This is a genomic window from Nostoc sp. (genome assembly GCF_054880495.1).
Genome location: NZ_JBTYKD010000001.1, coordinates 1 through 10,067, shown reverse-complemented (window position 1 = coordinate 10,067; position 10,067 = coordinate 1). Strand labels below are relative to the sequence as shown.

Genomic DNA, 10,067 nt, shown 5'->3' with positions numbered 1-10,067 from the left:
GTTTGTGTTAATTGGCGCTTTCGTATAGATGATGCGAGAATTAAACTTTCACGAATCTATCCAACCCATCAAAACTAATGACATGAACTACTAGTCCGCCTCAGAATGAATTCTGAGTCTAATAGCACTCATTCGTCTTTAGACGACTAAGAAAAGGTTATAGTCCGTTAAAACGGACTTTAGCTATGAGCCTCTGAACTTCAGTTCTGGGCGGTTTCTGTCTAGAACGAAATAGCCCTGGGTGGAATGGGTTCTTGTCGATAATCAATTACCAATCGGGAACACCAACCAATATATAGGACTAAGCTAATGTACTTTTAATTTGCATAACCAGGACGGGCAAGATGCCTACCCCACAAGACTTTTACTTCCAGGTAATATGCAAGTTAAATGTCCAACAGCTTAGTATTTTATTTTTGAAATGCACGTAGTGGACCCTCTAGGCTAAAATAGTGCATTAGACGTAGACGTAGGTTGGGTGGAGCGGAGCGCAACCCAACTGATTATCAGGATGTTGGCTTTGGCAAAGCCTCCAACGCCACTTGCTACAACGCGGGAAACCCGCGCAACGCAGTGGCTCCCCAACCTACAATTTTTTTGCAACATTACTACCGAGATTTTTTCAGAAATCAAATATGATTCCTATAGTATCTTCTGGCACACTGGTATAGACCCGCTTCTCGATTGCAACCCGGTAATCTTGGCTGAGGTTGGACTCAATGGCATTAGCGATCGCTGTAATTAACCGATGATGGACTTCCGACCACAATTCGGGATTTTCAAGATAAGGATTCATTCCCGGAAATTGAGACGGCATAAAACAGCTTTCGTGCTAATAATTTTCCATGCTTCCATAATACAACAACTCAAGTAATTACGAACTTGTACTGAGCGCACTCGTTGGCGTGGTCACTGAGCCTTGCCGAAGTGCAGCCTCTCGTAGAGAAGTATTACGAATTATTTTTCAACCATCTCCAAAAATTGCGCCTCGCTTAACTGCGTAATTCCCAAGGATAGCGCTTTTTCTAATTTAGAACCAGCATCTTCTCCTAACACTAAATAATCTGTTTTTTTACTTACTGAATCAGTCACTTTCCCCCCAGATTTTTGAATCAAAGCCTTCGCCTCATCTCGCTTTAAGGTTGGCAATGTTCCCGTAATTACAAAAGTTTTACCTACAAACTTTTGATTACCATCACCAACTATTTTTGTTTCCTCTGTGGCAGCTAATTGCAATCCTTCTGCTTGCAGACGTTCTATCAACCTTTGGTTGGCATCAATCCGAAACCACTGATAAACAGATTGGGCAATTTCAGCACCGATACCATAAATTCCTTCAATATCTGATTGCTTTGCTGTCGCTAACTGGTCTACAATGAAGTATTTCTGAGTCAACAATTGGGCATTCACACTGCCAACGTGACGGATGCCTAAGCCATACAATACCCTTGACCAAGGTTGATTTTTCGATTGTGCGATCGCATCTATCAATTTCTCTGCCGACTTTTTCCCCATCCTTTCCAATGCAGATAACTTCTCTGCTGTCAACTCATATAAATCGGCAACGGAATGTACCAAACCTTTATCAACGAGTTGATACACCAATTTTTCCCCGATGCCTTTAATATCCAAGGCATCACGACTTACCCAATGTTCAATGGAACCTTTAAGAATCGCTGCACAGGAAGCATTGACGCAGCGAGTCACCGCCTCACCTAATTCTCGCACCACAGGTTGATTACAAACTGGGCAATGGCTGGGCATCACAAAGGGTTCGGTGTCAGTGGGACGGAGTTCTTTTAATACGCTCACCACTTCTGGGATGATTTCCCCAGCTTTGCGGACAATCACAGTATCGCCAATGCGGATGTCTAATTGAGCAATGCGATCGCTATTGTGTAAAGTCGCGCGGGAAACTGTTGTTCCCGCCAGTTGCACCGGGCGCATTTCTGCTAACGGCGTTAACGCCCCCGTTCGTCCCACATTTACAGCAATATTTTCCACACGGGTAGGTGCTTCTTCGGCTGCGTACTTCAAAGCGATCGCCCAGCGAGGGAATTTCTGGGTAAACCCTAACTGTTCCTGAAATTTAAAAGAATTCAGCTTCACTACTACCCCATCAGTCATGTAGGGTAAATTCAGCCGTTCCGTATCCCAGTATTCATAATATTCTGCCACTCCTGCGATCGAGGCACAGAGTTTGTGGTTAGGGTTCACTGGAAAACCCATCTTTTTCAACAACTCCAAGGCTTCCCATTGGGTATTGGCAATACTGGTATCATCTCTACCAGGAATGTGCAAAGTGTAGCCAAAGAAATCTAACCGCCGTTTAGCGACAATGCGGGAGTCTAGTTGCCTGAGTGTACCAGCTGCGGCATTACGGGGATTGGCAAATAATTGCTCACCTGCTTTTTGCCTTTCCTCGTTAATTTGTTTAAATACTTCCAAAGGCAAAAACGCCTCGCCTCGCACTTCCACCCTTTCCAGAATTTCTAACCCTTCAAAATTCAAACGCAAGGGAATTGAGCGAATTGTCCGCACATTTTGGGTGATATCTTCACCCGTCACTCCATCACCCCTAGTTGTCCCCCTAACTAGAATCCCATCTTGGTAGGTAAGAGCCAAAGCAGAACCATCAATTTTTAGTTCAGTGACATATTCCACTGAGTCTATTTTAGACATTTGTCGCCGCCAACGCTGATCCCACCCTTGCAACTCATCGATATTAAACGCATTCTCCAGACTGTACAAGGGGATATTATGCCGCACCGAGATAAACTGCGTATGCTTAAGCTCACCTACGCGCTGAGTCGGACTATCGAATGTCGTCAATTCTGGATATTGAATTTCCAGTTGTTGCAATTCTCGATATAGCTGGTCATAGACTGCATCCTCCATGATTGGAGCATCTAAAACGTAATAAGCATAGCTGGCTTGTTGCAATAACTGGCGCAATTCTTCTGTGCGCTTTACTTCCGGCTTAATCTGTGTCATTAGACTTATTACAAAATACCTAGCCAATACAATTTACAGCTGTTTTCAGATAAATAGACCACAACTGAGACGGGGAGTAGTGTGGTTCAAATAAATGAAAACAGATGTAAAGATGATGAAGCCTGCTTTTGCAGGTTTTGTATGCATCGCCGCGACTAACTGTCGTCTGGTCAAGGTACATAAAAATTGGGTTTGGCCAATCAGTTTGCCATTAACAGAGGTACTTTAGGCAAACTTAACAAATAATTTTTTATTATATATTGTAGAGGTAATTTTAAAATATTACAGCAGTTTTCATGTATTTGAACCACATCTGTCGTAGGGGCACAGAAAAAGCTCATGCGTGTCAACTTAAGAAAAAAGCTGCTTTGAGAAGACGTTTTGCCCTCATCCCCTAACCCCTTCTCCCAAGTTGGGATTCGGGGAACTAGAGAATTTGCTCCCCTCTCCCAATTTTGGGAGAGGGGCTGTTCTTGTGAGGGTCAAACCTCGAAAGCTTGCCTTGCCTAAGTTCTAGGTTAAGTTGACACCAATGAGCATTGCTGTGCCCCTACCGCGTGGTCTATTTACCTGAAAACAGGTGTAAGTCTTCTAGACTAAAATTCCTTAGCACAATTATGGTTAAGGTCATAAACAATTTATCGTATCCGCTCAGTAAGTAGGAATTACTGCAATCGATTGAGCCAAAGGAAATTGCAGACTCAGGAATGCATCAAACAGTAGAGTTGTTACTGAATCTCTCGCCTTCAGACGTTTTTAAATATTGGATTTTGGATTGAAGATTCAAAATCCAATATTTAAAATCTAAAATTTAGTCAAGAAGCTGAAACCATTTTATTTCAGAGATGCCAAAGTCCGGTGTCCAATTATTCCGTCTGCTCTTAACCCTTTAGACTTCTGAAATTGGATCACGGCTGAACGTGTCTTGTTATCAAAGACACCATTCACCTTTGCAGTATAGAATCCTTGCTGTTTTAAAGAATTCTGAGCAGTTTTGACTGCCTCTCCTCTGCTACCTACTCTCAGTACGTTACTATTGTTTGCCGTACTATTAGACCTGTGCTTGGGATGAACATTTGGGGCAGCATTAGGCTTTTTCATGGTGTTGCCCGGCTGGGGATTTTGAGCAACGTAGGAAGCAGTAGTCGGATTGTGGCTTTTATTATTGGTTAAAGAGTAAGCAGGTAGAGCAGCAGCTAAAGTCAAGGCAGGGAGCAAAGCAAGTACTTTCCAATTCATCTTTTTGTTCCTTCTAACTATGAGAATTATTAAATTTTGATTAGAAGAGTCATCCTAATAAGGGTTAGTGCCTTATAGTGATTCTTCTCGGTAGACTCTGGTGTGTGGGTTTAGTATAGAGTGAGCCTATCTTTTAACCCAGAGCTTTAGCATCACACATTATATTGACAGAGCTATGGCAACATTGTGGCGAAAGCATGACACTAATTTATTTAGAATTGTGTCGCAATTTTGACTTCCGCCCTGTGATACTAGCACAGGTCGGCGGAAATAAACATAAGATCAAAACTCACCCTCAATCCCTCTCTGTGAGTTCGGAGAGGCAAGCCGGAGGCAGGGTGAGGTTTTATATTTAATTTGACTTACTTGTATCGTGTCCGGTTGATTACTTATTAAACCCGGAGAACCCCAAAGAGCCTGCGGGGAGGGGTTGGGGGTGGGGTTTTTTTATTATGGGTAATTTAGCGGAACAGATCGGCGGAAATAAACCTACCATTCAAAACAGCCAGAAAGCCTAAAATTAAAGCCTTTTGAATTACGAATTACGTTAGCGTAGCGTTAGCGAGTCATCGAGCGTCATTACGAATTACGAATTACCCAAAGCGGTACTAGCCCCTTTTCTGTTCATCACCTAACATTTTCAATAATTTTCTGGCAACTAAAACGCCCACAACTCCAGCACCAACTAATTCCACCGCTTGCACCACTTTTTTCCCTACATCTTGAGGGTTGAGGTGCTGATGAAAAATTTTCTCATCCACCCATTCAGTTGTCGCTTTGAAATCATGAGTTGGTGTTGGCAATAACGTTAAATAAGTGGCTTGACGGATTAAATGCGCGGGTTCACCTGCAACTTCAAAAACATTGAATAAGTTAGCAGCAGCCTCATTTATCCCCAATTTCAAGAGAGTTCCACGGATGTTAACCTCAGCAGGTTTGAGGTCTTTTCCCAACGCTAATGCTTTCAAATTACTGGCAATATTAGCGCCTTGTTGATAAGCTACTTGAGCTGTAGGTGGTAGCGAATTATTCTGAACTGCCACACAATCACCACCGGCAAAAACTTCTGGAAAGTCGAGCAATTGCATGGTAGGAGTAACTAGGAGACGATCGCGATGATCCCGATGTTCTTTGGGAATTGGTAAATCTTTAATCAGTGGATGGGTGGAAGTCCCAGCTGTCCAGATTGTAGTATATGTTGCTAATGTCTCGATTTGCTCATTGCGCTTATATTCAATTGCGTTGGGATGGATAGCAGTGGCTTCTGCTCCGGTGAGTAGTTCAATTGGCACAGCGCGTTTTTTCAATTCCCGTTCGGCAACTTCACGTAAGGGGTCATTAATATCACCATTAAGGATTTGTTTACCGGGATTGAGCAGTATTACGCGGATTTCACTCTGATTGCCTCCCAAAGCGCTATACCAATGTGGAAGAAAATCAGCTAAAGTTGCTGCCATTTCTACACCGGAAGCACCACCACCAACCACGACTACTGTTAACAGTTTTCGGCGTTGTTCTAAATCTTCAGTTTGCACTGCTTGTTGTAAACGATCGCGTAAATGCCGCTCCAGAGCGATCGCATCTTCTTGCGTCCAGAAAGGAAAGGCATTTTCTTTGGCTCCCTCAACTTGATGATAGCCAGTAACGCTGCCCAAAGCTAATACTAAGTTGCTGTAATTGTAGGAGTTTCCCGAACTTAATTTGACTGCCTTTTGATCTAAGTCTATCGACTCCACTGTATCTTGAACAAAGATCACACCACTACCTTTAAGTAATTCCGAAAAACGTGGGACTACTTGCAAGGTATCCATCTCGCCATCGAAATATTCATAGAGTAACGGCTTAAAGCAAAAGCGTTCGTCTTTATCAATCAAGATCACAGAGCGAGGATAATGTTCGTGAGCTAAGTGCAAGGCTGTAAATAGCCCTGCAAAGCCACCACCGACAATCACAGTTTGATAAACTGGGGTGTTCATATAATCCCTTCCAAATATTGTTAAATCAGGATGTTCAATTAATCAGAGCTTCTCTACTATAGGAATAAAAACAAAGCAATCAAACTAACGCTGAGGATCACAGCCAATCCAATCGCGTATTCAACTCTCCGACTAAAAAATCCTACAGCAGCAACCAAGGCGATCGCTAGCCCGATAATGCCAATATATTGCTCTTTTTGTAAATTCTGTGCAATTAGGGGGTCTTTTCCTGGTGGTGCAGTTTCTTGAACTGCTTTTGGGGCGCGTTCTGACGCTGGTATTTCTTGGATGAATAAATTCATAAAGTTACTCCTGAAAATACTTAGGTTAACTGAACCTTTTTATGCCCGCCAAAGATAGAGAAGCGAGAAAAGGAAAACCCAAACTACATCAACAAAGTGCCAAAATAATGTGGTTGCACTTGTACCGAAGTGAGTCTGATTATAATTGCCTGGAATAAATGAGCGAATCAGCATAATTATCTGAAGCACAACACCAGCCAGAACGTGTAAACCGTGGAAACCTGTCAGCAAGTAAAATGTGGAACCAACTAATCCTGTAGTGAGCTTGAAATCGAGATTTTTCCACTCAATTAATAGACCAATTAGGAAGTAGGTTCCCATTGCGATCGTGATCAGCCACAGCCAGCGAAATTTACTGAGTTGATTACGCTTGAGAGCATTTTCTGCTAGTTGAATGACAAAGCTACTAGAAAGTAATACTACTGTATTAATCATTACAAGTTTCGACAATTCAGGCCCGGAAATACCGGGTGGTAGCCAGTTAGTAGTATTCAGTCGCAGAACAACATAAGTAAAGATAAAACTCAAAAAGATGATGCTCTCTGACAGCAGGAACACGGTAAACCCGAACATCCCTTTACCATGATGATCTTCATGACTCCCACCACCACTTGGCAGGAAGCGCTGCAACCAATTTGGTAGGCGTATCCGCCACGTTTCAAAACGGATCGGACTTTCATCTAGATGAATGGGGCGAGGTTGCATAATTCGTAATTCGTAATGACGCTCGATGACTCGCTAACGCTACGCTAACGTAATTCGTAATTAAAATTGGTCTAACTCCTTACTCACTCAGATCAGAATTTACTATTACTGAGTATTTTGGATCGCCATAGTCGTAGGGGGGTTTTGTCACAACCGGAATCTCTGCAAAGTTATCTCGCGGAGGTGGTGAAGTGGTTGTCCATTCCAATCCAGTAGCGTGCCAAGGATTATCAACCGCCCTTGGCCCGTATAGCCAAGAACCGACAATATTGGCAATAAAGGGCAGAGTAGATACTCCCAGCAAGAATGCGGCTAAACTAGCGATGACGTTCCATCCTTGATACCGTGGATCGTAGGAAGAGACTCGACGCAACATCCCTTGTAAACCTAACGGGTGCATGGAGAAGAAGGTAATATTGGCAGGGATAAAGGTCAGCCAAAAATGCAGCTTGCCCCAACCTTCAGCGTACATCCTTCCAGTTATTTTGGGAAACCAGAAATAAATGGCTGCGAAGATTGCCATCGTGATCGTGTTGAAGACGATGTAATGGAAGTGACCTACTACAAAATAGGTGTTGTTGACGTGAATATCAAAGGGCGTTGCAGCCAGCATCACACCAGTAACGCCACCGAAAATAAACATCGCTGCTGCTCCCATCGCAAATAGCATTGGTGTTTCTAAATGCAGCTTGCTTTTCCAGATAGTGGCAGTCCAAGCAAATGCCTTCACCCCAGTCGGTATGGAAACTAGCATTGATGTAAACATAAAAGTCATCCGCATCCAGCCAGGGGTGGCACTGGTGAACATGTGATGCACCCAAACGAAGATGCTGATAAAAGCAATACCTAATGTAGCGATCGCAACTGACCGATAACCAAATAAAGGATTCCGGGAAAAGGCTGGCAGAACCTCCGCAATAATACCGAAGGCTGGTAGTGCCATGATATAAACTGCCGGGTGAGAATAGAACCAGAATAAATGCTGGTAAATGATGGGATCGCCACCTTCTTCAGGTTTGAAGAATTGCGTACCGAAAGCGAGGTCAAACAACAGCAGGATTAATGCACCTGTCAAGGCTGGTAAGTTAATTAGCTGCAACAACTGGGCGCTGAAAACCGACCAAACAAACACAGGCATCCGAAAAAACGTCATCCCTGGCGATCGCATCCAAAAGATCGTAGTCACAAAATTGACAGCCCCCATGATCGAAGAAATGCCGATCAATATGAGACTGACGATCCAAATGAATTCACCGTTAATTAGTTGTCCGGGGGGAAATTGCAGGCTGACGGGTGGATAAGACCACCAACCTGCCTGTGCGGTCCCATTGGGTAGCAAAAAGCTCGATATTAGCAAAATACCTGCTGGTGGCAGAATCCAAAACGAGATGGCATTAAGTAAAGGAAACGCCATGTCCCGCGCCCCAATCATTAACGGCACTAAGTAGTTAGAAAGTCCAGCATTGAACGGGATAATCCACAGGAAAATCATGATTGTCCCGTGCATGGTGAACAAGCCGTTGTAAAAGGGGCGGTCAACCAAATTCGATTCCGGGGTGAGCAGTTCGGCACGAATAATCATCGCCAACAGCCCGCCAATCAGGAAGAAAATAAATGTCATCACCATGTACTGAACACCGATCACCTTATGGTCGGTGCTGAAGCGGAAATATTGCCGCCAGTTATCAACAGGCTCTCTATCCTCCGCGATCGCTTCACTGAATTCATGTGTCATTACTTACCTTCCTTTCATTAGCTACAGCAGGTTGATCGGGTGCGACAGTGTACCAACCGCTTTTAAATAATGTCTTTGCTGCTTCAATATGTTCAGCAATTGCCTGATTTTTTACAGTTGTTGGTTCGCTAGCCGTTTGGGTGAGCCACTGGTTATACGCTTCAACAGATTCAACGTATACATCTGCTTCCATCAACGCAAAGTAAGTACCGCTAAATTGAGAATCTTTCAGCTTATATTTTCCCGTGCGAGTAGGCGTTAGCACAATCTCAATGTTGCGTTTGGGGATAAGATCCTGTTTTAAGCGGAACTCAGGCACATAAAAACCGTGGATTACATCTTGTGCGTGCAGATTCATCCGGGTGCTGCGATTGACTTTCAGGTGTAATTCATTACTGGTAAGATTATTTGGATAGCGGAAAGACCACTCCCACTGTTTAGCGAAAACATCAATAGTTTCAGAAGCAGGTTTAGGAACGTCGCTGGCTATTGCGGCGTTAGCTGGTTGGGATTCTAAGGGCAGATGCAAATGCACGATTTGCCCCAAACCCAAAATATTTAATTGCTGATAAATATTGAGGCTTTGAAAAGCAATCCACAACACCAAGAGAGTCGGGGTTGCTGTCCAGAGAATTTCTAGTCTCACATCGCCCCTAGAAGGGTGTCCTTCGGTGTAGTCTTCCTTAGATGCCCGAAAGAAAAGTACCGAATACAACATCATCCCAACCAGCCCAAGCAAGATGAAAGCTCCAATTGAAACTAAGAAGCTAAATAAATCATCTACTTTTTTTGCTTCGGCGGTGGCTTGAAGAGGCATCCAGGAATAAGCTAGCTGTCCAATCCAATGGCTAATAACGAGCAAAACTGCGATATAACTAGCTATTAGTAAATATTCTAAAAATCTAAACATAGCAATTTTTGTCCAAAGTCCAATACGCACTCATCATCTATTGCACCTTTAATTTATCAGGACTTACGCAAACAATAGCTGAAAAGAATGATTTTTAGGTAGGGGCAATTCATGTAGCTTTAGCTGACCGCAGGGTATTGCCCCTACGCGTGTAGTTTTGCGTAAGGGACTTCCAAATAAAAAAATACTCAACTACTTCTTGTGGG

7 protein-coding genes and 1 pseudogene are annotated in these 10,067 nt (G+C 43.3%); all 8 read right to left on the bottom strand.

The annotated features are described in order from the left end of the window. Window positions 1-643: 643 nt before the first annotated feature. Window positions 644-817 (bottom strand): annotated as a pseudogene (locus ACYTXL_RS00040) (DUF4058 family protein); the annotation flags it as partial. A gap of 140 nt (window positions 818-957) precedes the next feature. Continuing rightward, the gene (gene ligA, locus ACYTXL_RS00035) at window positions 958-2,994 is read right to left on the bottom strand and encodes an NAD-dependent DNA ligase LigA (RefSeq protein WP_461922947.1); all 2,037 of its coding nucleotides are present in this window, start codon (window positions 2,992-2,994) and stop codon (window positions 958-960) included. Window positions 2,995-3,828: 834 nt separating this feature from the next. Continuing rightward, a complete protein-coding gene (locus tag ACYTXL_RS00030; RefSeq protein WP_461922946.1) occupies window positions 3,829-4,233 on the bottom strand; it encodes a peptidoglycan-binding domain-containing protein in 405 nt (134 codons plus the stop codon). 608 nt (window positions 4,234-4,841) lie between these two features. Continuing rightward, a complete protein-coding gene (locus ACYTXL_RS00025; protein WP_461922945.1) occupies window positions 4,842-6,209 on the bottom strand; it encodes an NAD(P)/FAD-dependent oxidoreductase in 1,368 nt (455 codons plus the stop codon). Between the two features lie 56 nt (window positions 6,210-6,265). Further along, window positions 6,266-6,511, bottom strand: a complete 246-nt coding sequence (locus ACYTXL_RS00020) for a hypothetical protein (protein WP_334791018.1) — start codon at window positions 6,509-6,511, stop codon at window positions 6,266-6,268. Between the two features lie 39 nt (window positions 6,512-6,550). Continuing rightward, complete coding sequence (locus tag ACYTXL_RS00015) at window positions 6,551-7,216, bottom strand: cytochrome c oxidase subunit 3 (protein WP_461922944.1); 666 nt, start codon at window positions 7,214-7,216, stop codon at window positions 6,551-6,553. A gap of 79 nt (window positions 7,217-7,295) precedes the next feature. Beyond that, complete coding sequence (gene ctaD, locus ACYTXL_RS00010) at window positions 7,296-8,951, bottom strand: cytochrome c oxidase subunit I (RefSeq protein ID WP_461922943.1); 1,656 nt, start codon at window positions 8,949-8,951, stop codon at window positions 7,296-7,298. Further along, window positions 8,941-9,861, bottom strand: coding sequence for a cytochrome c oxidase subunit II (locus ACYTXL_RS00005; RefSeq protein WP_461922942.1), 921 nt, complete (start codon window positions 9,859-9,861; stop codon window positions 8,941-8,943). Before ACYTXL_RS00005 ends, ctaD begins: the two co-directional genes overlap by 11 nt. Window positions 9,862-10,067: the final 206 nt, after the last annotated feature.

Excerpts from the sequence above, each read along its gene's own strand:
- ligA (WP_461922947.1), bottom strand. The coding sequence starts at position 2,994 with ATGACACAGATTAAGCCGGAAGTAAAGCGCACAGAAGAATTGCGCCAG.
- ACYTXL_RS00030 (WP_461922946.1), bottom strand. The coding sequence starts at position 4,233 with ATGAATTGGAAAGTACTTGCTTTGCTCCCTGCCTTGACTTTAGCTGCT.
- ACYTXL_RS00025 (WP_461922945.1), bottom strand. The coding sequence starts at position 6,209 with ATGAACACCCCAGTTTATCAAACTGTGATTGTCGGTGGTGGCTTTGCA.
- ACYTXL_RS00020 (WP_334791018.1), bottom strand. The coding sequence starts at position 6,511 with ATGAATTTATTCATCCAAGAAATACCAGCGTCAGAACGCGCCCCAAAA.
- ACYTXL_RS00015 (WP_461922944.1), bottom strand. The coding sequence starts at position 7,216 with ATGCAACCTCGCCCCATTCATCTAGATGAAAGTCCGATCCGTTTTGAA.
- ctaD (WP_461922943.1), bottom strand. The coding sequence starts at position 8,951 with ATGACACATGAATTCAGTGAAGCGATCGCGGAGGATAGAGAGCCTGTT.
- ACYTXL_RS00005 (WP_461922942.1), bottom strand. The coding sequence starts at position 9,861 with ATGTTTAGATTTTTAGAATATTTACTAATAGCTAGTTATATCGCAGTT.